Genomic DNA, 22,354 nt, shown 5'->3' on the forward strand with positions numbered 1-22,354 from the left:
CACGGCGGGGTTGGTGGGTGGATCGCTGGTTGCTTATGCGGCCACTTTTTTGTACGCCGTCCAGTGAAAAAGAGAGCGTATGCTCACCCTCTGTGCTAAGATGGGTTTACTCACTGCCACGGGCGGCCATCTACGGATGGTCGGTGCTAAAAGTTTGTCTGCATTTTCACCCCCTCCTTATGGCAGCCTTGAGTGTCCTTGAACAAAAACTCCATCAACAGTTTTCTGAGTACGGACAAAATGCTCGCGAGTGGATGCGTAAGTGTGAGCTCCTTCTCCCAGAAATCCAGGAGAGGGAAATTTGGCGAAAAAAACGGTTTTCAAGCATTTATGAATACGCGGCAAAACTTGCGGGTATGAGCAAAGTTCGCGTGGATGAGTCCCTTAGGATTTATTCAAAAATTAAAGACAAGCCTTTGCTTATGAAAGTGGCGGAGTCGAAAGGGCTTCAAAGGCTTCGGCCCGTGGCCTTGGTGGCTACTCAAGAGAGCGAAGCGTTTTGGGCGGAAAAGGCTTCCGGAATGAGTAAACTCGCCCTCCAAACCTTTGTGCACGACTACAGGTTAGAATCTCGTTCTGGAACGGAATCTCAATCTGTAAAAGTGCAAATGGATTTGAGCCCTTCTTTGGCCAAGGATTTGGCGGTCTTAAAGGGCCAACGCAGTTGGGAAGAGCTGATGAGTGAACTCCTGGAACTGAAGAGGCAGGTGAGTCAGGAAGCACAGCAGGAGACAGTCACTCCACCAGCGGTGCCCGTGGCCACTCCCTCCCGACACATTCCGGCAGCCATCCAAAGGGAAGTTTTGGCCAGGAGCGGCGGACTTTGTGCGTACCCCAGCTGCAGGAGGCCGGCGACTTCACTGCATCACACGCAACGGTGGGGACTTGAAAAAATCCATGATCCTGCGCGGCTGCAGGCCGTGTGTACGGGGCATGAACGGTTGGTGCATTTGGGGCTTATTGAACATGAAGAAGAGGCTCCAGAGCAGTGGCGACTGCGGGAGCAGGCGGACCGGAGCAGTGACAAGTTTTATATAGACACTCTCGTCTCCCTCTACAGGCCCAGTGGCTAGGTGGACGGAGCCCACTAAAACAGGATAAGATAGCCCACGCCCATGAGGGTGGCATCGACCAAAATATGGCTGAGGTAGGCGGGCCAAATGGATTTTGTTTTGTGGTAGAGCGCGCACCAGATGAAGCCGGCGACTCCAACGGAAGTGCCCAGGAGCAGGGTGAGCGGCAAAGAGAAAAAGCCGGACAGTACAAAATAATGATGTCCGGTGAAGGCCGCGCTGCTGATGAGCGCCGCCCAGACCCAGGAGAACTTGAGCTGCAAGCCGCGGAAAACGAACCAGCGCCAATAATATTCTTCAAGCAGAGAGTGAAAAAAACTGAGAAAGATGGCGAAGAGTAGATAGAGCCACGGGTCCGCCAGGCCAAAGGCTTTTACTCTTTCAAGCAGGTCGCCCGCGGCGGGCTGCAAGCCCAGGAAAAATGCTCCGAATACAATGCCGGAGAACAGGAGTCCGCTGATGAGCCCGGCGGCAAGCTTGATGGAGTTCTTGGCTCCACCCGTTTGATTGGGAAGTGCCTGGGTGAAAGCCGTGAGCCAAAGTAGGGGCCAAAAAAGAAGCGTGAGCTTGGTGATTAAATAAATCCACCCTGTTAACTCCGATTCCCAGAGCAAGTAAAGGGTGGCCCCAAACACTTGAAAGAAGAGGGCGGGAAGAATTCCGAAGAAGAAGAGTTTTTTATCTTTCATCTCCCCCACTCTATCACATCCCCTTGGGTTTGCCAGTTTGGGGGTCGATATAAGGACTTAGTTTGCGGAGTTTTTTACCGTATTGGATCCAGTTGTGGCAGGCATCCGGATTTTGATCGTAGTGTTTTTTCGCCTTTTTTATGACTTTGACGGCTTGTTTCCAGTTGTCCACCACCACAATAAAATGCAGATCTTTGGGATCCATGAGTTTCCCTTTCAAAGGATTGTCGATGATCCAATTGATGAGCTCGCGCCACATTTTGCCCACCAGGATCACGGGCATATTGCAAATGTGCTTCACTTGCAAGAGCTGCCAGGTGTAAAAAAGTTCCAAACAAGTTCCAATCCCTCCGGGCATCACCACCACGGCGCTGGACAAGAGCATGAATTCGTCGAGACGGGTGGAAAAGACCTCGTGGTTGTCTAAAAATTCTAAACCTTCGTTGGGTTTTTGTTCAAAAGGCAGCACAATGTTGAGACCAATGCTGTGCGCTCTGTTTTTGATGTCTCCGGCGGTGTGCCCCAAACTCGCCGCTTCCATAAGCCCCGGACCTCCCCCTGTGATGAGATCCACTCCCATCCCGCCAATCACTTTGGCGAGGTTGTAGGCGTCTTGATACACCGGATCTTCGGGCTGAATACGGGCGGACCCAAAAATGGAGACTCGGAAGTCGTGGTTTTTGAGTTCATCGCTGATTTGGAAGTCTTTTGGCGTCATGAGGGGAAACATTGATGTCGCTTGATCAATTTATTATAGCAAATTTTAAGTATAAATGCTACCCTAAGTCCAATGAAACTCTTCCTAGACACCGCCGACCTCAAGCAGATCAAGGAAATCGCTTCTTGGGGGATTTTGGATGGAGTCACCACCAACCCCACCCTTTTGGCTAAAGAAGGAAAAGTGGATGCAAAAAAACATCTTCAGGCCATTTGTGAACTTGTGGATGGACCGGTGAGCATGGAGGTTTTTGCGGAGGACAGCAAGGAGATGGTGAAACAAGGGTTGGAATACAGCACTTGGGCAGACAACATTGTGGTGAAAATTCCCATGACTCCCGAGGGGCTCAAGGCCGTGGTTGAGCTGAAAAAAAAGGGGATTCCCACCAATGTGACTTTGATTTTTTCGGCAAACCAAGCCCTGCTCGCCGCCAAGGCCGGAGCCGCGATGGTGAGCCCTTTTATTGGACGGTTGGATGAGGCTGGCGAAGACGGCCTCACTTTGATTCAAGAAATTACAGATATTTTTTCGAACTACGCTTTTGACACGGAAGTTTTGGTGGCCAGCGTACGAGGGCCTCGACATATCACGGAGGCCGCTCGAATGGGGGCTCATATTGCCACCTTGCCGTATGAAATCTTTAAAAAACTCCCCTATCATCCCTTAACCACCATCGGTTTAGAGAAATTTTTGGCCGACTGGAACAATCGAAAATGAAACTTTCTTTGGAGCACATTGTGGGCCTTGGGAGTGAGGGCATAAGCTTGGCCGAATTGCAGGCTGAGGGGGTGAAGATTCCTGAATTTTTGCGCGGTTTTGAGGCGAGAGCACAGGGGTTTCCTCTGCTTCCCAAGCTCAAGGGGCCTGTTTTGGCGGTTAAAAGTTTGGCGGAAAAAATGAAAGGAAAGTTCAAGGACATTGTGGTCCTGGGTATTGGCGGAAGCGCGCTCGGCATTTCGTGTGTCCGCGATGCGCTTAAAGGCGTGTATTGGAATCATCACGGGAGCCCTCGATTGTTTGTTTTGGACAATTTGGACACCGTGGGCGAGCTGGAGCGAGTGATTGATCTTGAGCATTCCTTGTTTATTGTGATTTCAAAATCAGGCACCACGCCAGAGACCATGGCGCAGTATTTTTACTTTAAGCAAAAGGTTTCTAAAGAACAGTTTGTTTTTATTACGGATCCGAATGGCGGCGAATTGCGAGCGATTGCTCAGGAATATGGAATTCCGACCTTGGATATTCCGGAAAATGTGGGGGGGCGCTTTTCTGTGCTCACTCCTGTTGGACTCTTCCCTGCGGCGCTGCTCGGCATAGACATTGAAGAATTGCTCCGAGGCGCTGAGGACGGGGTTAAACTGTTTCAAAGTTCCGAATGGGGGCTTAACCTTCCCTTTCAGTTCGCTTCCGCCCAGTATCTGCTGGAGTGGAAGCATGGAATCCCGATCACGGTGATGATGCCCTATTCCTCCCGCTTACACAGTTTTGCGGATTGGTATGCCCAGCTTTTGGCGGAAAGCATCGGGAAGGCGGGCAAGGGGCTCACGCCTGTTTCGGCCTTGGGCGTTACGGATCAACATTCGCAGTTGCAACTTTATAATGAGGGACCAAAAGATAAATTGATTGTGTTTATTGAGGTGGAAAAGGAACCCGGCCCGCAGATTCCCCGCGTGGACCGTAAGACCCTTGCTTACCTTTCGGGAAGAGGTTTTCACGAGCTCATGAATATTGAGAAAAAAGGAACCGAACAGGCCTTGAGTGAGTATAAAAAACCTTCGGCAACCCTCAGCATTCCAGAGGTGAATGCCTATGAACTGGGGCAATTGTTTCTATTTTTTGAAGCCAGCATTGCTTTTTTGGGTGAATATTATAGGATAAACGCGTTCGACCAGCCTGGCGTGGAACTCAGCAAACAGCTCACTAAACAGGCTTTAAGCTCATGAAATTAAGCACCGACCAAATCGCATTTCTCAAGGCTTTCTCTAAGTCTTGTAGGCGATCGATTTTGGAAATGGTGACCCAGGCCCAGTCCGGACACCCGGGTGGATCGCTTTCGTGCATCGATTATCTCTCTCTGCTGTATGTGCTGAGGCTCCACCAAAGCAATGAACCGATTGTGGTTTCCAACGGACATATCTCCCCCGCTGTGTACAGCGTGTTGGCGGAGCTTGGGGTGATCCCCAAGGCTCGCGTGATTGAGACTTTTAGAAAACCTGTGGATATTTATGAAGGGCATGTGAATCGACAAGTGCAGGGAGTTTGGTATGGAACGGGGCCTCTGGCCGTGGGCGCCAGTGCGGCTGCGGGGATGGCACTTGGAGAGAAGCTTAAGGTTCTGGGATCCGGTGAAGAGGAGGCGAAGCATGTATTTTTGCTGATGGGAGATGGTGAGAATCAAGAGGGCCAGGCGTATGAAATGATGAATTTTGCGGTCAAGCACCGCCTCGACAACTTGATTTTGTTTGTGGATTTCAACCAAGTGCAGCTCACCGCTTCTTTGGACGAAATCATGCCGCTGCAGGTTAAAAAACATTATGAGGCGGCGGGTTGGTTTGTGCAGGAAGTGGATGGACATGATTTTGAAGCTATGAATTCTGCTTTGGAGGCGGCTTTGGATGAAAAGGGCCGACCAAGCGTTTTGATTGGACACACGATTATGGGACAGGGCGTGGAGTTTATGGCCAAAACGGGGCGAGAATATAAGGCCGATTGGCATGGCAAGGCTCCCAAAAAAGATGAGGCCGCTGCCGCGCTCATGGAAATGATTTTGGATGAGGAAGAGGCGGCGATTTTAGCGAAAGGACTTGAAGGACTGACGGTGAACATTAAAACGCCGGTTCAACCGGAAGTGGCTGCCGTAAACGGTGGCACTCCTCGCGTTTATGGGCCGGAGGAAATGACCGATTGTCGCAGTGCTTATGGAGCGGCTTTGGTGGATTTGGCTTCGCTCAACCCCCATATTCTGGCGCTGACCGCGGATCTTGCCGATAGTGTGAAAACGGACGGTGTGAAGAAAGCTTTCCCGGATCGACACATTGAATGTGGCATTGCGGAACAACACATGGTGAGCTGCAGCGGAGGTCTTTCGATTCTTGGTTTTGTGCCTTTTTGCAGCACTTTTGGCGCCTTTATGAGCAGCCGCGCAAAAGACCAGGCCCGGGTGAATGACATCAATCAGACCAATGTGAAAATGGTGGCCACGCACTGTGGGCTCAGCGTGGGTGAAGATGGCCCAACGCACCAAGCTATTGATGATATCAGCTCTTTTGCGGGGTTCTTTCACACCAATATTTTTGAACCGGCCGACCCCAATCAATGTGATCGAATCGTTCGTTTTGTGGCCGCGCAGTATGGTAATTTTTATGTACGCATGGGTCGTGCGAAAATTCCGGTGCTCACCAAAGAAGACGGCAGCCCGTTTTTTGGAGAGGGCTACGATTTTATTCCGGGCCGTGCAGATATTTTACGCCAAGGAAAGCGAGCCACGATAGTGGCGAGCGGGCCCATGGTGCATTACGCCTTGAAAGCAGCGGAAAATTTGGGGGGAGATATCGAAATTTTGGTGGTGAGCAGTTTTATTCCCTTCGATGCTGAGAGCGTGGTGGCTAGTGCTCGCAAGACGGGTCGCGTTGTTACGGTGCACGACCATAACATCGACACCGGTCTCGGCAGCTTTGTTCAAGAAGCCTTGTTTGAAGCCGGCGTAATGGTGCCGGTGCAACGGCTCGGCGTCTCCGGCTACCAACTCTCCGGCACCGCGGACGAGCTTTATGAAAAAGCGGGGCTCTCCGTGAGACATATTGAAGAAGCTCTTAAAAAGCTCATCTAAGCGCTTGCCACCTCTTATTCCCAGAACTTCTCGTCGGAGCGCCAGGTGTCGTCGGCTTCGTTGTGAATGAAGGAAGTGATGGAACCTCCATCCAGCTCATAGATTTTTGCCTTGCCTTTGGAGGTGCTCCAGTCTGTTCGAGACCAGTCGATTTCCGGAGTTTCTTCGAAGAATGCGAAAATTTCAGGACAAGCGTCCTCTTCCACCTTTAGAGTGATGCGCATGTACCCGAGGACCCCAGCACAATCCTCTGCAGCGGCGGCTTCTGTGAGCCCTTGCCACGCCAACATGACCGGCTTTTGTTCGGGATAGGCGTTGATGGTTTCTTTGTCTGCTACGGTGATGCCTTGGCTGCACGCGGTGAGTAAGAGTCCAAGAGCGATGAGTGGTGTTGAAAGAGCTTTCATGGTTCAAAAGGTTAATGCGAATACTGAAAAGAGTTTAGCTCAAAGCACGGCGGGGTGCAAATACGCCAAAACTTTAATCTTAACTTTGGGGAGAAGGGCCTTGAGCGCCGTGAGCGGAAGTGCCGCAATGCTTGATTCCATGGCTTGGATCAAGGGTGCTTTTTCCGGCCCTTTCAAAAGAAGAATGGCGCAGGAAGCTTCTTGCAAAGCCTGAATGGAAAGGGTGAGTCTTTGGGGTGAAGGTGTGCCCTTTGCCGTCGCGGTGCACGCGTACTCTCGACTCTGCAGCGCCAAGTCGCCTTCAAAAAGTGAGGCAATGTGTCCATCGCTACCGGCCCCCAAAATCAAACAATCCAGCAGCGGCCTCCCCTCTTGTTTCATGGCCAAGAGTTTTCGATTCATTTCCTGGGCGGCGGATTCATAAGGGAGCGAAGTGTCGAAGGCTAAAATATTTTCCGGTGGAAGTGGTGCACGACTGAATAAAGTCTTTCGCAGCATGTTTAAATTGCTTGCTTTGTCATCGCTGGGCACAAAGCGCTCATCCAGCTGGATCATTTTTATTTTCTCCCACGGCAGATCTTCTTCTGCGAGTTTTTTATATAGGGATAGCGGCGTGGACCCGCCCGCAAGGCCCAAACGGCACTCTTTTTGAGTCCGAAGTACCTCTTTGATGCACAATTTCAAATCTTCCAGGGCTATTTTCTCCCACTCTTCTTCCGTCTCACAATAGAAAATCCATGGATTTGTCATTATTGAGGCAGGGCATTAAACCAAGTAAAGCCATCTTTCGCCAAGAGTTCGTCGGCTTGTTTGGGTCCCAGGCTCCCACAATCGTAGGAATAGAGCTCCGCACATTTTTTAGACTCAATGTCACACCAAGACTGCGCTTTATCCATGACCTGCCATGCTGCAAAAATTTCTTCAAAGTTGAGGAAGAGTCCATTTTTCCCCGCCACCGCGTCCAAAAGAAGACGGCCATGTTCGCCAATACAATCGCCGCTGCAATAAATGGGGCGGCCCGTGGTGAGCGGATGGAAATCAAAAGTTTTTCCACCCAATTTGGTGAGCAAATGAAATTCAATTTTCTCGTAAGGCTGGAGTTGAATCACAATTCTGTTGGGCTGCGTGATTCCCGCTTCTTTTTGTACCTGATGTGGCTTGAGCTCCAGCACTACCGCCGTCCACTTTTTTTTGAGGCATTTCCCGCTTCGAATGAAAATGGGGACCCCTTTCCACAAAGGGTGATCCATGGTCAATTTGAGTGCCGCATAAGTCTCGGTTTGTGAGCTTTCCGGAATTCCTTTTTCTTTGTTGTAGCCCTTGTATTGTCCGCGCACGATGCAGTCGTGCGGCTTTCCTATTTTAAGCGATTTGAGTACTTTTGCTTTTTCGTGATGAATGGCTTCCGCTGTTTTTTGTTTGGGCGCGTGCATGGTTAAATAAGCCAAAATTTGGAGGAGGTGCGATTGCACCATGTCTCGCAAAATCCCAACATGATCAAAATAGTTGGCGCGACCCTCAATATCTTTTTCCTCCAGGGCGGTGATTTGGATATTGCTCACAAATTCCTTACTAAAAAGATTGGTGAGCAAAGAGTTGGCGTAGCGGAGCGAAAGTAGATTGCTCACCGCTTCCTTGCCCAAATAATGGTCGAGCAAAAAGATTTGTTCCGGTTTAAAAAATTTTTCGAGTTGAGTCTTAAGTGCTTTTGCCGACTTGAGGTCGTAACCAAAGGGTTTTTCTATAACAAGCCGAAGCGGTGCTTTTTTTGTGTTGAAGCTGACCGCCGCCAAACTCGAGAATATGCCCGGGAAAACGGAGGGTGGAACGGAAAAATACGCCATGCGCACGCGGCTTGGAGCGTTTTCGACTTCCTTCAACCGTTTGAGCATCGCCTTGTAATCTTCTTTTTCTTTGTAGTCTCCGGAAAAATAAAAAACATTATCGAGCAGCTTTTTGAGTGTTTTTGGCTCGATGTCTTTTTCATTTTTTTTGATGGCTTCGGCAAAGCTTTTCCTGAATTCGGCATCCGACATTTTTGTACGAGCGAAGCCGATGATTTTAAAGTCTTTTGGCATCCGTCCTTCCTTGACGAGCTCATACAGTGCCGGAAAAAGTTTGAGTTTTGCCAAAGATCCGGAGGCTCCAAAGATCACCAATGAAAAATCGTGCTCCGCCATTTGAAATGGAATTTTCTTCATATCCATTGAGAGTGAAAGTTCCCCGGTTTGTCTCGGCGTTCGTAACCATGTGAACCAAAACAATCTCTAAGCCCTTGAATAAAATGCGCGGGGAGCTCGGCGCTTCGCATGCTCTCAAAATGCGTGAGGGCTGCGGAAAGTGCCGGAACCGGAATTGAATTTTGGATGGCGGTGCTCACCACTTTTTTCCAAGATTCATGTGTGGTTTTTAAAATTTGTTCGGTCCACAGCCCGGAGTAAAGGCTGCCGGAATGGTTGAGTACACCGGAAAAATTTTTGAGCATTTTGGAACGAATGATGCAGCCTCCTTGCCACACCCGCAACACTTCTTGAAGGTTCAGTTCAAAGCCGTATTCCTTGTTCGCTGCCGCCAAGACGGTGAGTCCCTGCTCAAAATGAGCGATCCTGGATGCGATGAGAGCTTTTTCCAAATGCAGCGCGAATTCCGAGACCAGCATCTTGGGTGCGGAGGCTTGTACCGGGTAGCTCTCCGCCAACTTGAGACGGGTCTCTTTTTGAGACGAGAGTGCTCTGGCAAACACCGCATTGGTGAAGGAGGGCGCGGCAATGCCAAGCTGCAGCGCTTCTTCGCTGCTCCAGCGACCCGTTCCCTTTTGTTCCGCTCTGTCTAGAATGAGCTCCAATAAAAACTGTCCGTCTTCTTTTTTTTGTAAAAGCTCCACACTGATATCCAATAAGAACGAATCCAAATCTCCCTTTTTCCATCCTTCAAAAATTTCTGCGATTTCTTCCTGGCCGAGTTGAAACAAAGATTTTAATAAGTCATAGGCTTCCGCCAAGGCCTGCATTTCCGCGTACTCGATGCCATTGTGAATCATTTTTATGTAATGCCCCGCACCCCCTTTGCCCATGTATGCGGTGCAGGCGTGTCCATCAAAATCTTCGGCTGCAATGGCTTTTAAAATATCGGCGAATTCTTCGTAAGCCTCTCGACTTCCTCCCGGCATGAGGCTTGGACCGTTTAAGGCCCCCTGCTCCCCTCCCGAGATTCCGCATCCCAAAAGATGAATGCCCTCCGCTTCATATTCAGCAATCCAGGACTCCGTATCCGCGAAAAAAGAATTTCCTCCTTCCAAAACAGCGTCCCCCTGCCGTAGCGTTTCTTTGAGTTGAATCAGCATTTCTTCAACGGCTTGTCCGGCGGGAACCATGAGGATGATTCTTCTGGGCTCCTGAATGCTCTCCACAAAATCTTCAAAGTTTTCGGCTCCGTAAAAATCTTCCGTGCCGTAAGTATTTATAAAATTCACCACTTTTTCGTGCGTGCGATTCCATACGCTCACTTTAAAGCCATGCTTTGCGATGTTTCGAGCTAGAGCAGAGCCCATGGTCCCAAGACCAATGAGTCCGATGTGGGATGACATGATGGAGGGGTGTTATTGCGCGTCCGGCGCGGGCGCTTCTATAATTTCGGCATCCGTTTTTTCCAAAGACACTTCTCGAAGCTTGATGAGTACCGATTGGATGCTGAGCAAAGCGACTTGGCGAACTTTGTCTTCGGAGAAATCCAGGCCGTGTCTTTGCAAGTATTCTTCTAGGGCAAATTGAAGGAGATCCAGAATGAGTGATTTGAGTTTTTGATCCGGCGTGAGCACGGTTTGTAGTGTTTTCCCCGGGAGACGGAGACCCGCATCCAAAATGGCTTTTCCCCATGCGTTGAGCTCTTGTTTGATTTCCTGAGGGATGAAGGCTTCTCCCGGCACAGCAGCCAGTGCTGAATCGTTTGGTAAAGGCGCGTCTCCGAATTCTTGCATGATTTCTTTTTCCATTTCCGGGTCCGCAATGGAAAGTGCGGCTAAAATAAAGGCGCCCGGAACATTCTCTTGCAAGAGTTTCACCACCAAAAATACGATATCGGCTTTTGCGGGATCTTTCATAAAGCGCATCAATATTTTTGCCAATTTGTCCTCTTGTTTTTTCTGAGCCGCCTGATTGCCACTCATGTTTTTAATGGCCCGTGCGTTCTCACGCATTTGTTCTTGAAACTGTTCGTTGGATTCGGGACCTCCGTTTCCCTGTGTATCAAGACCGAAAAAGGATTCTAAAGACATAATGAAGAGGGCGCTTTATTTACTGAGTTTTTTTGCAATAAAGTTGTAGAGGGAGACCAAAATATAGGTTCCCAAGAATCCATCCAGAAAGCCCCAAAGCAAACCGATGAAGGCGCCTGTAGCTGTGATTTCGTACGCGGGATACCACTCCATAACGAGTTCCAAAGAAGAGACCCCCATGCCCCATTGAAGGGCGATTAAAGTCCAAAGCAAAAGGCCTACTCCCCAAAGAAGTCCGACTGAAAGGGCGGCAGCGAGCGTGTTGAGTTGGTTTTTCATAGTGGCGGGGTTATAAAAAACTAAAAAAACTATCCGGAGGATAGCTTTTTTTGTATTGAAAGGCAAACCGGCTTTTTACGCCGCGGTCACATGAACCAAAGTGTTGTAGTGAGTGCTTCCATCGAATTTCTTCTGTCTCTTTTCAGTGAAAGCCACTTTCCCGTCGGTGAGTGCGAACAAAGTCCAATCCCGTCCGGTTCCCACATTCTCTCCGGGGTGCCATTTGGTTCCCTTTTGGCGAACAATAATAGAACCCGCACTCACAAATTCACCCGCAAAGCGTTTGATTCCAAGGCGTTTCGCCTGCGAATCTCTTCCGTTTTTACTCGATCCTCCAGCTTTCTTGGTTGACATATACTTTAGAGATAATAGGTGGTCTGAGCCACTTGCTGCGGTATTCTACTCAAAAGCCCCCCTCGATGCAAGCTTTTTTCCGAACTGTTTTTCTTTTATACTGATTCCATGAATTTCTCCACAGAAGAACGGGCCGAAATAAGCAAGGGTTTACTCCGGTGGTTTGCCACGCACCAGCGCCCCCTTCCCTGGAGAAAGCACTATGCGCCGTATGAGGTTTGGATATCGGAGATCATGCTTCAACAGACGCAGGTGGCCACCATGCTCCCCTACTTTAATCGATGGATGAAGGCTTTACCGAGCATCAAGGCGGTGGCTCAGGCCAGGGAGGAGGACTTGATTAAACTCTGGGAGGGGCTGGGGTATTACAGCCGGGTTAAAAACATTCACAAGGCGGCGCGGATTTTGGTGGAGAAAAATGAGGGGCGTTTTTTTGAGAAATATGAGGATATTGTGAAACTTCCCGGCATTGGGCCCTACACTGCGGCGGCCATCTGCAGCATTGCCTTTGAGCAGGATTTCCCCGTGGTGGACGGGAATGTTGTACGAGTGCTCTCTCGCTTGGGCGATTTTAGGGAGGATGTCCGATATTTTAAGAAGGCGTTTTGGGAGGAGGCCGGGCGCTTTCTCCCCAAGGGGCAGGCTCGGGCCTTCAACCAGGCGCTGATGGAATTTGGCGCATTGCAATGCACTCCAAAGAGTCCCGCCTGTTCCAAATGTCCGCTCCAAAGCCTTTGCAAGGCGGCGGCCAGCGGAACTCAGGAGTTTTTGCCGAACAAAGGCCCCTCTTCTTCTAAGATTCCCATCCAGGTGGTGATTGCGGTGATCACTAAAAATGGGAAGGTTTTCGTCCAAAAACGACGCGATACCGGGCTCATGGCCGGACTTTGGGAATTTCCCGGAGGACAGGTGGAAAACGGTGAAACTCTGGAGGAGGCGCTGCATCGAGAAATTGAGGAAGAACTGGCTATTCGGGTGAAAAATCTGCGTTTTTTTATGAACATTAAGCATGCCTACACCAAATACACCGTCGATTTACACTGTTTTTTGGCCGATTTTGACAGCGGCACGGTGAACTTGAATGCCGCGAGTGAGAGCCGGTGGCTGAAGCCGGAGCAGCTGAGTCAACTCGCCTTCCCCGCCGCCAATGTCAAACTCATTCATAAATTGCTTTCTTTTCGCAAATAAGGGGGTAGAATGATCCTTAAGTTTGATGAGCCTATGCCTAGAACCCTCGATCTGTCCTATCCTCCCGTTGAGCACCATCTCCCTTTGGTGCACGAGGTGATGGCTGCGCCCGTACACACGGTCACAAGTGGTGTAGGGAAAGCGGTTCAAGTTCTTTTGCGTTTTTTAGATTGGAAGAGAAGTCGTGGAGATGATGACACAAAGTTTCGGACTGAGAACCTTCGCAACCTCGAATAAAGCCCCCTTCCACCCTTCCTTCCCAACCTGTTTTGTGTTATAATGGTGAGATGATTTTTGAAATGCAAAAAATACTCTCACTTCTGCTGGTGTTCTCTCTCTTCCTTGGCCCCGTCGCGCAGCCGCGCTTGGCACGGGCCGAGGAGCCGATTTCCACTGAAACCCTCACGGAAATCGTGCAAGAGAGCTCTTTGCTGCTCCAACTCAAGCAAAAGTTGGCGCAAATGCAGTACCGGTACACCCTTTTTGAACAAAATGTGGAACAGGCCAAGGTGCATCTCATCGAAATCGATGCCGCCATCACGAACCTGGAAATGATCGTGGATAGCTTGAATAATCAGATCCATGACAATAAAAAGCAGGTGACCAGCGTGAAGACGCAAAAAGAACGAAAAAGTATGGATATTGAGGATTTGGAGGAGGAAGTGCAAATTTTGGAGTTCAAAGTCGCCGACCAAAAGAAACTGGTGGGAGAACTGATGTCTTTGATCTATTTGAAACGAGAGATTTATTACACCGATGATGAAGTCAATCCTGTGAAATTGCTGGCCAGCCCGGGCAGTGTTTCGGAAACCCTGCAAAACCTCACTTATTTGGAGTTGGTGGAAGAAGAAAACAAGGTCCAGATAGAAACCATGAATTCCCTCACTGAGGATTTGGCGGAAAAGTGGGCGGAACTCCGCACGCGGAAGGCTGAATTGGACCAAGTGGATTTGGAGCTTGCGGATGAACAAGACCGGCTGATCGCCGAGCGGCATGCTCAGGAAGAACTTTTGAATGAGACCCAGGCTGAAAAAACACTTTTGGAGGGCATGCTGTCTTCATCGGATGATAAGAAAGAGGACCTTTTGAAGGATATTGAAATTTATCGACAAAATGTGGCGAGCATGGAGGAAAAGTTGAGAGGTATGAATGCCCTCCTCACGGAAGATCAACAGACTACCGTGGCTCAAATTGAAGCGGATATGGCGGCAAACTTTGATGCCAATGCCGCCTCCGCCTTCCTGCAACTGGATTGGCCCGTTTCTCCTGGAACCGGCCTCACCGCCTTCTTTGATGACGGCGGCTACAAAGAACTCTTTGGAGTGGCTCACGGGGCTCTGGACATCCGCGCCAAACAAGGCAGTCCCATTTCCGCTCCCGCCGATGGAGTGGTGAGCAGCGTGGTTTATGACGCCAATTCCACAAACTATGCTTACATTCAAATTGCCCACCGCATGGGTGTGATGACCGTTTACGGACACATCTCCGCCCCTGCTGTTTCCAGTGGGGATTATGTCACTCGCGGACAAATCATCGGAACCACCGGAGCCATGCCCGGCAGTGTGGGCGCCGGAGTCCGCACCACCGGACCTCACCTCCACTTTGAAGTCTGGCAAGATGGCATCCGCGTCGATCCCCTCCGCTACCTCTCTCTCGACGAAGTCCCCATGGACTCCCTGCCCGAACAGTATTTGGACCAAGTCCAAAACGCCCTGGAAGAACAAATCCGTGAAATCCAGGACGCGATTGGACTTTAAAAGCTGACTTTGATACACTCAAACTACTTTCGGGATTTTCCCGCGACCCCTCCCAGAAATGGGAGGGACATATTTTTATTTAATTTTTTGTATCAATTGACTTTAGGCTCCCAATTGATTAGATTTTCTCCGCTAAACGAACCCGAAGGGTTTGCTAAGCAAAGATGGGGGTTCGCCAAGTGGTAAGGCACCGGGTTTTGGTCCCGGCATTCGGGGGTTCGAGTCCCTCACCCCCAGCCAACACTTCATTAACAAATGATAAAAATATGGCACCTAAGGGTAGAGCTAATCAGGCCCCAGATTCGGATGAGGATTTTGTAGGGGCTTTTCGTGTCCCCCCGATTCAAGATCCTGATCAATGGAGGAATTGGCAAGATCAAAATGCTGACCAGATTAGAGCTGGCATAGCAGGAGTAAAGGCTAGACTAAAGGGAGAATTTACTGCGTGGCAGCGTCAGTTGTGGAGCGCACCCCCACCTGACCCTGACTTCGAAAAAATGGCCTTTGATGGAGCGTCTCAATTGCCTCAAGAGGAGCGGGACAGGCAAGCAAATATTCCCCCTGAGGCTACTGCACGGGTGAGAGCGTTCTGGGAGGAGAATCATGAACGCCTACTTGCTGAGCAAGATGCACTAGATCAAGAGGAAGATGATTAAAGGGTACTAGACCCATTTAGCCAGCCAAACTTCCTAATCTTATATTCTTATGAAGAAATATGTATTCATTCTCGGCCTCTTTTTAATTACAACGGGATGTGCAACGCAAACAGAAGCTGATCCACAGGGGGTAATACTCGATGCCGGTGATTTTACGATACTTGCACCTTCAGATTGGGCCTTTATCCCCAAAATGGGCATTGACTCCACGGTTGGGCAGTTCTCTGATGGTGAAATGACTTTGATTTTTGATTATGGAGTCAATGCTGGCGTTTACTCCAATAATTCCGTCTATTTTGAAGATCCATCTGCTTATACGGTTACCCAAGAAATCATTGATGGATTTGAAGCGAAAATATATGTTCCCAATGAAGCGAATGCGGAGAAACCTACGGTGTTGTCCATTGAAAACATCAATGATGTCAAACCTTGTACCGAAGAAGTTTGCGTACTCAATCAGGAGGATTTCCAAATGCTGGGAGATGGTTTAAATGAAGAGCAAATGGCTCTGGCACTTCAAATTTTTAGGTCAGTTGACTTTAAATAGATCCATTCGGGAACTTAGCGTTTCCATTTGATATTTGTATGTGTACAATATTACTCATCTATGTCTCCTTATAAATACATTGCCACTCTCGATACTCCACGGGCGGAAGACTTGTATAGGCCTGAGGGGATTACTTCGTTCCCTGTTGGGAATCAGTTTAACCTGGATTCCTTCAATGCTGGCTGGAAGGGAGATGTACATATCTTGAGAACTGAACGAGCCGAGATGGTGAGAGCTATTACGGATGCGGGTATTCCTTTGTTGGTCTTACCTCAACTTTTAAGTACCTTTAAGAGAGCCAATGGCATGTCTGAGGCAATTGAATATGTAAGAGACCCTGTTTCGGTTTCCCGTGATGGACGCATGCTTTTGTTCAAAATGAGCGCAGAGACTAGACGGATGGAACCCCAGATCCATGCCTTGTTTGCTGAGGCTCTTGGCTTAAAAGCTGTTCATGCTCAGGCAGGACTCAATGAAGGGGGCAATTCGCGCGTGTTGAATATTAAAGGGGAACCCTGGATTTTTGCTTCTACTTCTGTGCGTTCCGACCTGAATGGCCTCACCGAACAAGCTGATTTTTTAGGCATTCCAGAAACAAACAGAATTTTCCTTGAACTTACTGATGGGTTCCATTTTGATTGTGCTTTCATGCCAGTGGTAGATGGCAATGAGACGCTTCATGTCGCTAGTTCTATGGATGCATTCTCAGACAAATCTAGACAAACAATTGAGAGAACTGTTTCTGATCTTGAAGGGGAATTGCATGAATTGGATAGCACAGATGTAGAGCTGATGGCCCCCAATCAACTCTTTACTGGTAGTCATATTTTTAGAACCGAACCTTTTGTCAATCAGAGCCTTGAAGCTCGTTGGACTTCTCTCCCTGGAATCGGTGTGTCCACCTTTCCCTTGACTCAAAACCGACGCACTGGGGGGCAAGTCCACTGCCTAACACAGGAGGTTTATGTGCCAGAACCTTTGGATCCTCAATCTATTCGCGCTGCGCTTTCCAGACATTCTGATGTTTTTGGCGATAACCCTGAGGTGAAAATTTTCAATAACTATTAAAAGTTACACTCTCAAAATCTTTTCCATTGGCCGGCCTTTGGCGAGTTCATCCACCAGTTTATCTAGGTAGCGGATTTTTTGCATGAGTTCTCGGTGATTGCTCCTGGCGTACATTGACGGATTATACTTTCTATGTTAAAAATAAGGCTCAACTCAACCATTCCTTTATGTCATCAGAAAGAATTCGTCTGGAGTATCAAAAGAAAACACTAGAGCTTCAGAGGCATGCTGATATTTCTCGAGCTGGGATGCCTCGTCCTCTTCAAGTTTCATTACACGCTGCAGAAGATATCCTTGCCCCCATAGATTCTGTGCGTAAAGATTTTGCCTTGGCCTATGCCCCCCATCGGGTGTTTAAAGAATATGCACCCAAAGGTGCAGAGGCATTTCTGGATGTTCGGAGTCATATTATTCATTTTTCTGATGCATTGCTTCGTATGCATGGAGATATTCCCTCTCGTGTTATCGTATGTTATCGTACACGAACAAGTGCATGGGAGTACTGTTGGACTCAACGATGGCAACATTACTAATGTGGGCTTTGCAAGGATATCCCAACCTCTTCCGTACGAGCCACTTCAAGCTGGCATTTACAGTGTGAAAATTATTGGAAGAGGAAAAGAGAGTGAAGGAATTCTCCCTGTTGATCCTGATGAATTGAGGATTACAGAGATTTTAACAGATCTGGTTTCCTATCTTTTACTGCCTTATCCTTTTATATACGCGGTTAGTGATAAGCCGCTTAAGGATTTTTCTCTTATAACTTCAAATCATGTCTTTAAGGCTTTTTTTGATTCGATAGGTGTGCCGTTTGTAGAGGAAATGATAGGCATAATGAAATCGGGTGACTTGGAAAATTATCAACTTTTCCTCCAAAGAATCGCTGCATACGCCACAACAGGAGTCAGTCGTCAGTTTCAAGCGGCAATTTGTAGAGAATTCCAGTTGGAGAGACTCCTTGATCCAACTAGAGTTTATGATGGAGTCTTGGGCCAGGTACGGTGAGTTCTGCCTACTCTCTCAAAATCTTTTCCATTGCCCTGCCTTTGGCGAGTTCATCGATCAATTTGTCTAGATAGCGGATTTTTTGCATGAGGGGGTCCTTGATTTCTTCTACGCGCCAACCGCAGATTAAACCTGTAATTTCTGAGACCTTTGGATTGAGCTCAGGGGCTTCTTCAAAAAAAGTTCTGAAATCGCTGCCTTTGTCGATTTGCTGCTGTAATTCTTTTGGGCTGTAGCCTGTTAGCCAGCAAATGATGGCATCCACCTCCGCCTTTGAGCGGCCTTTTTTCTCCGCTTTTTTAATATACAGTGGGTAGACACTGGCGAACGACATTGAAAATATTCTGGTGTTTTCCATGTGTTTTATAATACACTGGCGTCAATGCTTTGACTAGCAAGCCATTAATCACTAATTCAAATAAAATGGGAAACCCAAAAGAAGAACCCGAAGTGGATGCTCCGCCCACAGCTGAGCCCGCATGGCATGATTTAGTTAGGAAGCAAGTCGCAGCTGCGGAAAAAGATGGGGGTCAAGAGGATGGGTGGGTTAATATAGGGGGTGGGGTGGAGCTCGCGGACTCACAACAATCAGTTAGGCGTGCCGCCAGAGGCATGCTTTTTCTTGATTGAACCGATCTGTAAAAAAGTTTCTTTAAAAGTTTTGGCGGCTTTTTTGTAGGAGGCTTTGCTTTCATCTTTTGAGTCTTGCGTGAACTGCCAGTTCCAGAAAAGTTCATCTTTGATCTTGAAACCGAAAAAGTCCAGAACCTGTTTTTGCGTGGCGAGGGCTTCGGCTCCGTTCCAGTTTTGTCCCACCACAATCAGGCCCGCATCGATGTTTTTTAAGATGTTTGCTTCGCCCAAGGTCGAATGTCTGTTTTCCAGCCAGGTGAGCCGTTCGATCAATTTTTGGTAGTAGGAATTCAGTTGCCCCCAGCGGACCGAGGCGAAGAAAACCACGGCATCGGATTCCAAAAGTGCTTTACTGACCTTCCACAGCTCGTCGCCCGGATTGTTCAAACTGGCCCAACAGCGATGATGACCCGATGGATTTTTCTTGAAATCCTTTAAAATCGCGTCCTTCACTCCACAGGTATTTCCTCTTTCCGTGGAGACATTTCCCTCACAAGGAAAGATTTTAAGTTTCGTGGTGTCCAGGATGGTCACTTTGTCCTCGCCAATTTCCTTTGCCAGCTTGTGGGCCAAGGCCGTGCTTTTGGGCATTTCACCCCCCTTCTCCCCGGACCATCGATTCGAGGTCGTTAGAAAAAGGATTTTGGACTTGGTTTTTAAGTAATCTAGGGTGTGTTTAGCTTTCATGGGTGGAGGGATACTGAGAAGAGTTTAGCACTTTTTATGAAGTCTTGTGAACTTTCTGAGCCCTGGTGTATTGTTTCCACATCCTCTTACCTACAACCATGGAACTCCTGCCTATCGTCTCCATTGTTCTTGAGCTGGTGATTGCTGTGTTGGCGCTGCTTGCCGCTGTGCGCGGGCGCTTGACCATGCTCGGTTTGGCGCTTACTTTTGGTATTTATGTTTACTACGATTTGGCAAGGCTCTATGAATGGTCTGTTTCGGAATCTTTGCTTTCGGTCCTTTTTTTGATCGCGACACTGGCAGCCTTGGTCTCGGTTTTTGGTATTTTTAAGGCCGGTTTAAAAAAGTAGCAATGAGCTCTTTCAGGACGGCGAGATTGATGTCCGATAATCGTTTGATGTAAAGGCAGGAACCGCCACTTATTTTGTGCTTTCCAATTTTTTCCAGAAGTTTTTCCCGACCCTTGAAGCCGGACATGATGTAGAGCGTTAAATTTTGTTTTCGTGGAGAAAATCCGGTGAGAGGCCAGTCTCCCTCCTGTTTGCTCCGTTCCGATTTGTAATGGTAAGAGCCAAAACCCACAATACTGCTCCCCCACATGGCGGGCTTTTCTTTAGTCACTTCCTCAAAAATCTTCACCAGTTCTTGGCAATCTTTTCGTTTTTCTTCGTCTTCAATTGTGTTCAAAAAGGCGGATACACTTGCCGTGGTTTTTTGGGTTTTGAGTTCCGCCATAAAGAGTGGGTGAAAAAGGATACTTGAAGCTAGGCCCTTTCTATCGTTCGTGTTCGGCCATCGGAGATGATGCGGACTTGGTCTCCGGTGACGAATCCTGAGTAAGCGGCAGTAGTTCTGGATAAATCAACCAAACCATAGGGCCTAAGCAGAACCTCTTGTGCAGCACGCGTGTTTTGATGACTTAGATAAGGCTTATCTTTAGGCTTATAGCCTACCATTTTGGTGGTTTGATCACTCAGTGTCAACGGTTGGGTTACGCCGGAGGTCTCCAATACAAATAAGTAAGGGACTCCTGGATTTTCGTCCTCAAAAATTCCGGCCTCAATCCGCGTCCCTGCATGTAAAACTGTACACACCATTCCATCGCTTGGGGTAATGCCGAGGATTCTTCCCGCGATGTACTGATTTTGATCCAGGCTGAAATCCGGAGTTCTTCTTTGTGCAAAAAGGCGCAGTTGGAGTATCCAGTGCAAGGCGCCCTCCCCTCTACAGGCTCCTTCAAGCTGATAAGCTTCCGTTTCGTCGTCTAAAATCCCCCATTCTCGAATCTGCTCCCGTGTACGCATTGCTGTAGAGAATCTATCTGGGCGAAATATACCTTTTCTCAGGAAAGAAAATCCTTGTGCCTCCGCCCCACCTTCAAAATCTCTGTCTTCACTTGTACTCAAGTTCCCGCTTTCCTTATAGCTTATGGCGTCGTCAAGTGGCTTGGCAATATCCACCATGGTGAACTCGGAACGATTGGGATGATCGGTGACGGTGGAGTGTGGGAAAGGAACCTGAGGGGAAAAGGCGATGGTGACTTTATCCGGATCAAAATCTATTCCTTCCTTTCTTGCAAAGGCTAAAAACCTTGGGTCTAAGAGTTTCTCGTAAAAGCTTCTTGCAATACTTGCAGGCAAGTTGCCACCCTCTAGAGTCTCCACTGGGATATGAGAAAGTGTTGGCATGGCGTCCACCAGCCCTTCCCAGTCTCCACGGCCTCCACGGCCCGGGTAACTTGTGCGGGCAATGTATTGATCCGTTTTCAATTCTTCGCACGCCGCTGCGATGGCTCTGCACAGCTCCGGCACCTGTCTTTTGGTATGCAAATCTCCCAAGACCTCTATTTCCATGGGAGGCACCAGCTGCGGTCCACCTGGTATTTTTTCTCGTATGAAGAGGAGAGGGCCGTTTTTGCCCCCGTAGGTGTCGATGTATTCCCTTAAAATGCGATCCATAATCTCAATTTATGGGCTTATTTAAGCGGATTGTGTTGGACTAGTCAAAAATAATGGATCTGTGTTAGGCTTGGATGGAAGTTTAACTTTTAACAAAAATTTTATGGGGAGAACTGAAGGTGAGGTTCGGGGCGTGCACCTGGATGAAGAAAATGTCGAGGCGGCAAGAGCACAGCTTGCACACTTGGGCCAAGGCAAAAGGGAGCCCTTGACCATCGCTCATATCGATCAGAAGGCCAAAGAGGCCGGGGCGGATGGTGATCTTCATCGCTGGTTGGTCCAGACTTTTAGTTCGGGAGAGCCTCTTTAAATCCGCTGTTGAAGAAATCCGGATCGATGGTGCGATCGAAGCAGAAGTTTCCGGCGGAATAGGCCCACGGGTTTTGAGGTAAGGTCTCGTTGGGGACGGGCTCATAATCTTCGGAGAATTTTGCGCAGAGGGTGAAGGAAAGAGGGCCGGTTGCCGTGTAGGTGTAGTTTTCTTTGGTCTCCGGATCCACAGGCAATTGGAAGTAATAAATGTCCCTCTCCAAATCGCTCAACTGAGTGGGCAGCGTATTTTTTTCGCGCCAATAATTTCCGACTTCATATTCAATGTTTTGCAAATCCATGACCCTTTGTTCGTCTAAACGGACCGCGCGTTGATGTGCAGGGCTTCCCGCCAAGACAAAGCCCACTCCCAGTGTTAACACCAGGACGGATGAGCTGAGCACCGTGAGTATTTTTGCCACTTTTGAGTTGATCCCCTCTTTGCGCAGATCCCAGGAAAAATAGGAAAAAGTGACGATGCTGAGCACCAAAACCGTCAAGAGTTTTAGGAAAAATGGAAGGGTCAAAGCGCCGCTGTAAAAGCTGTTCACAAACTGAACCAAGTCCACCACCATGGTGATGCCGGCCACAAATAGAGTGAGGTAAACGAGCCAACGGCGGATGCTGATGTGTCTTTCGCTCGGATCACTTTTGAACGCTTTGCGAATAAACCAAGAGCTCAAAATAAAAACTGGAAAGGTGATGAAAAGGATGGAGGAGGCCATGCGAATGCTGTCGTAGGATCCGCTGTATCCGATGAGTTCGTCGGGGAAAAGGAGATCAATATACTGAACCAGCAGCGTCACAAAACTGATCACAGTGACGAAGTACATCACCATCATCATGAGATGCAAAAAAACTTGATAAGGCGTGGACCTTGGGCGGGGCTCATGGGAGTGTTCCATAACGATGGGGTAAGAAAGT

25 protein-coding genes, 1 tRNA gene and 2 pseudogenes are annotated in these 22,354 nt (G+C 48.5%); 14 read left to right on the forward strand and 14 right to left on the reverse strand.

Going from position 1 to position 22,354, the window contains the following annotated elements; translation table 25 throughout:
• Nucleotides 1–179: 179 nt before the first annotated feature.
• The gene (locus tag WC777_06210; protein MFA6024756.1) at nt 180–1,073 is read left to right on the forward strand and encodes a hypothetical protein; all 894 of its coding nucleotides are present in this window, start codon (nt 180–182) and stop codon (nt 1,071–1,073) included.
• A gap of 14 nt (nt 1,074–1,087) precedes the next feature.
• Here WC777_06210 and WC777_06215 read toward each other — a convergent pair whose 3' ends face one another.
• Together WC777_06215 and WC777_06220 are read right to left on the reverse strand one after the other, a co-directional pair.
• Nucleotides 1,088–1,762, reverse strand: a complete 675-nt coding sequence (locus tag WC777_06215; protein MFA6024757.1) for a type II CAAX endopeptidase family protein — start codon at nt 1,760–1,762, stop codon at nt 1,088–1,090.
• Nucleotides 1,763–1,772: 10 nt separating this feature from the next.
• Nucleotides 1,773–2,480, reverse strand: coding sequence for an LOG family protein (locus tag WC777_06220; protein ID MFA6024758.1), 708 nt, complete (start codon nt 2,478–2,480; stop codon nt 1,773–1,775).
• Nucleotides 2,481–2,552: 72 nt separating this feature from the next.
• On the opposite strand from WC777_06220, the gene fsa reads away from it, so the two are divergent.
• Genes fsa through WC777_06235 form a run of 3 tightly spaced genes read left to right on the forward strand, consistent with a single transcriptional unit; the run spans nt 2,553 to nt 6,309 of the window.
• Nucleotides 2,553–3,242 carry a fructose-6-phosphate aldolase gene (fsa, locus tag WC777_06225; protein MFA6024759.1) on the forward strand — a complete coding sequence of 230 codons (690 nt, stop codon included), beginning with the start codon at nt 2,553–2,555 and terminating at the stop codon, nt 3,240–3,242.
• Nucleotides 3,194–4,429 carry a glucose-6-phosphate isomerase gene (locus tag WC777_06230; protein MFA6024760.1) on the forward strand — a complete coding sequence of 412 codons (1,236 nt, stop codon included), beginning with the start codon at nt 3,194–3,196 and terminating at the stop codon, nt 4,427–4,429. The genes fsa and WC777_06230 overlap by 49 nt, the downstream gene beginning before the upstream one ends.
• The gene (locus WC777_06235; GenBank protein MFA6024761.1) at nt 4,420–6,309 is read left to right on the forward strand and encodes a transketolase; all 1,890 of its coding nucleotides are present in this window, start codon (nt 4,420–4,422) and stop codon (nt 6,307–6,309) included. Before WC777_06230 ends, WC777_06235 begins: the two co-directional genes overlap by 10 nt.
• Before the next feature lie 14 nt (nt 6,310–6,323).
• Here WC777_06235 and pgl read toward each other — a convergent pair whose 3' ends face one another.
• The 6 genes and pseudogenes from pgl to rpmA all read right to left on the reverse strand — a co-directional run bounded on the left by pgl (nt 6,324) and on the right by rpmA (nt 11,622).
• The gene (pgl, locus tag WC777_06240; protein ID MFA6024762.1) at nt 6,324–7,466 is read right to left on the reverse strand and encodes a 6-phosphogluconolactonase; all 1,143 of its coding nucleotides are present in this window, start codon (nt 7,464–7,466) and stop codon (nt 6,324–6,326) included.
• A complete protein-coding gene (gene zwf, locus WC777_06245; protein ID MFA6024763.1) occupies nt 7,466–8,923 on the reverse strand; it encodes a glucose-6-phosphate dehydrogenase in 1,458 nt (485 codons plus the stop codon). Before zwf ends, pgl begins: the two co-directional genes overlap by 1 nt.
• 8 nt (nt 8,924–8,931) lie before the next feature.
• Nucleotides 8,932–10,302: pseudogene (gene gndA / locus WC777_06250) on the reverse strand (NADP-dependent phosphogluconate dehydrogenase).
• A 12-nt stretch (nt 10,303–10,314) separates the two neighbouring features.
• Complete coding sequence (locus tag WC777_06255) at nt 10,315–10,989, reverse strand: hypothetical protein (protein MFA6024764.1); 675 nt, start codon at nt 10,987–10,989, stop codon at nt 10,315–10,317.
• A 15-nt stretch (nt 10,990–11,004) separates the two neighbouring features.
• Complete coding sequence (locus WC777_06260) at nt 11,005–11,268, reverse strand: hypothetical protein (GenBank protein MFA6024765.1); 264 nt, start codon at nt 11,266–11,268, stop codon at nt 11,005–11,007.
• A gap of 75 nt (nt 11,269–11,343) precedes the next feature.
• The gene (gene rpmA, locus WC777_06265; GenBank protein MFA6024766.1) at nt 11,344–11,622 is read right to left on the reverse strand and encodes a 50S ribosomal protein L27; all 279 of its coding nucleotides are present in this window, start codon (nt 11,620–11,622) and stop codon (nt 11,344–11,346) included.
• Nucleotides 11,623–11,730: 108 nt separating this feature from the next.
• On the opposite strand from rpmA, the gene mutY reads away from it, so the two are divergent.
• The 7 genes from mutY to WC777_06300 all read left to right on the forward strand — a co-directional run bounded on the left by mutY (nt 11,731) and on the right by WC777_06300 (nt 16,838).
• The gene (gene mutY / locus WC777_06270; GenBank protein ID MFA6024767.1) at nt 11,731–12,810 is read left to right on the forward strand and encodes an A/G-specific adenine glycosylase; all 1,080 of its coding nucleotides are present in this window, start codon (nt 11,731–11,733) and stop codon (nt 12,808–12,810) included.
• 33 nt (nt 12,811–12,843) lie between these two features.
• Nucleotides 12,844–13,047, forward strand: a complete 204-nt coding sequence (locus WC777_06275) for a hypothetical protein (protein ID MFA6024768.1) — start codon at nt 12,844–12,846, stop codon at nt 13,045–13,047.
• A 50-nt stretch (nt 13,048–13,097) separates the two neighbouring features.
• Complete coding sequence (locus tag WC777_06280) at nt 13,098–14,567, forward strand: peptidoglycan DD-metalloendopeptidase family protein (protein MFA6024769.1); 1,470 nt, start codon at nt 13,098–13,100, stop codon at nt 14,565–14,567.
• 165 nt (nt 14,568–14,732) lie between these two features.
• Nucleotides 14,733–14,807: transfer RNA gene (locus WC777_06285), tRNA-Gln, on the forward strand.
• A gap of 26 nt (nt 14,808–14,833) precedes the next feature.
• A complete protein-coding gene (locus WC777_06290; GenBank protein ID MFA6024770.1) occupies nt 14,834–15,223 on the forward strand; it encodes a hypothetical protein in 390 nt (129 codons plus the stop codon).
• 49 nt (nt 15,224–15,272) lie between these two features.
• Nucleotides 15,273–15,770, forward strand: a complete 498-nt coding sequence (locus WC777_06295; protein MFA6024771.1) for a hypothetical protein — start codon at nt 15,273–15,275, stop codon at nt 15,768–15,770.
• A 60-nt stretch (nt 15,771–15,830) separates the two neighbouring features.
• Nucleotides 15,831–16,838 (forward strand): hypothetical protein, encoded by a 1,008-nt coding sequence (locus WC777_06300; protein ID MFA6024772.1) that lies wholly within the window; start codon nt 15,831–15,833, stop codon nt 16,836–16,838.
• Nucleotides 16,839–16,841: 3 nt separating this feature from the next.
• Here the strand turns inward: WC777_06300 and WC777_06305 are convergent.
• Nucleotides 16,842–16,925, reverse strand: a pseudogene (locus WC777_06305) (DUF2200 family protein).
• Nucleotides 16,926–17,005: 80 nt separating this feature from the next.
• On the opposite strand from WC777_06305, the gene WC777_06310 reads away from it, so the two are divergent.
• A complete protein-coding gene (locus WC777_06310; protein ID MFA6024773.1) occupies nt 17,006–17,371 on the forward strand; it encodes a hypothetical protein in 366 nt (121 codons plus the stop codon).
• A gap of 479 nt (nt 17,372–17,850) precedes the next feature.
• On the opposite strand, the gene WC777_06315 is transcribed toward WC777_06310, so the two are convergent.
• Together WC777_06315 and WC777_06320 are read right to left on the reverse strand one after the other, a co-directional pair.
• On the reverse strand, nt 17,851–18,201 hold the full coding sequence (locus WC777_06315; protein MFA6024774.1) for a DUF2200 domain-containing protein: 351 nt from the start codon (nt 18,199–18,201) through the stop codon (nt 17,851–17,853).
• A gap of 131 nt (nt 18,202–18,332) precedes the next feature.
• The gene (locus WC777_06320) at nt 18,333–19,163 is read right to left on the reverse strand and encodes a hypothetical protein (GenBank protein ID MFA6024775.1); all 831 of its coding nucleotides are present in this window, start codon (nt 19,161–19,163) and stop codon (nt 18,333–18,335) included.
• A gap of 98 nt (nt 19,164–19,261) precedes the next feature.
• On the opposite strand from WC777_06320, the gene WC777_06325 reads away from it, so the two are divergent.
• Nucleotides 19,262–19,513 (forward strand): hypothetical protein, encoded by a 252-nt coding sequence (locus WC777_06325; GenBank protein MFA6024776.1) that lies wholly within the window; start codon nt 19,262–19,264, stop codon nt 19,511–19,513.
• Here the strand turns inward: WC777_06325 and WC777_06330 are convergent.
• Both WC777_06330 and WC777_06335 read right to left on the reverse strand, forming a co-directional pair.
• The gene (locus tag WC777_06330) at nt 19,491–19,898 is read right to left on the reverse strand and encodes a DUF1801 domain-containing protein (protein MFA6024777.1); all 408 of its coding nucleotides are present in this window, start codon (nt 19,896–19,898) and stop codon (nt 19,491–19,493) included. The two genes, WC777_06325 and WC777_06330, sit on opposite strands and share 23 nt — an antisense overlap.
• Before the next feature lie 29 nt (nt 19,899–19,927).
• Nucleotides 19,928–21,121, reverse strand: coding sequence for a hypothetical protein (locus WC777_06335; protein ID MFA6024778.1), 1,194 nt, complete (start codon nt 21,119–21,121; stop codon nt 19,928–19,930).
• A gap of 103 nt (nt 21,122–21,224) precedes the next feature.
• On the opposite strand from WC777_06335, the gene WC777_06340 reads away from it, so the two are divergent.
• A complete protein-coding gene (locus WC777_06340) occupies nt 21,225–21,431 on the forward strand; it encodes a hypothetical protein (GenBank protein ID MFA6024779.1) in 207 nt (68 codons plus the stop codon).
• Here the strand turns inward: WC777_06340 and WC777_06345 are convergent.
• A complete protein-coding gene (locus WC777_06345) occupies nt 21,409–22,335 on the reverse strand; it encodes a DUF5671 domain-containing protein (GenBank protein MFA6024780.1) in 927 nt (308 codons plus the stop codon). The two genes, WC777_06340 and WC777_06345, sit on opposite strands and share 23 nt — an antisense overlap.
• Between the last annotated feature and the right edge of the window lie 19 nt (nt 22,336–22,354).

The organism is Candidatus Gracilibacteria bacterium, assembly GCA_041661045.1.
Lineage (GTDB): Bacteria > Patescibacteriota > Gracilibacteria > UBA1369 > 2-02-FULL-48-14 > 2-02-FULL-48-14.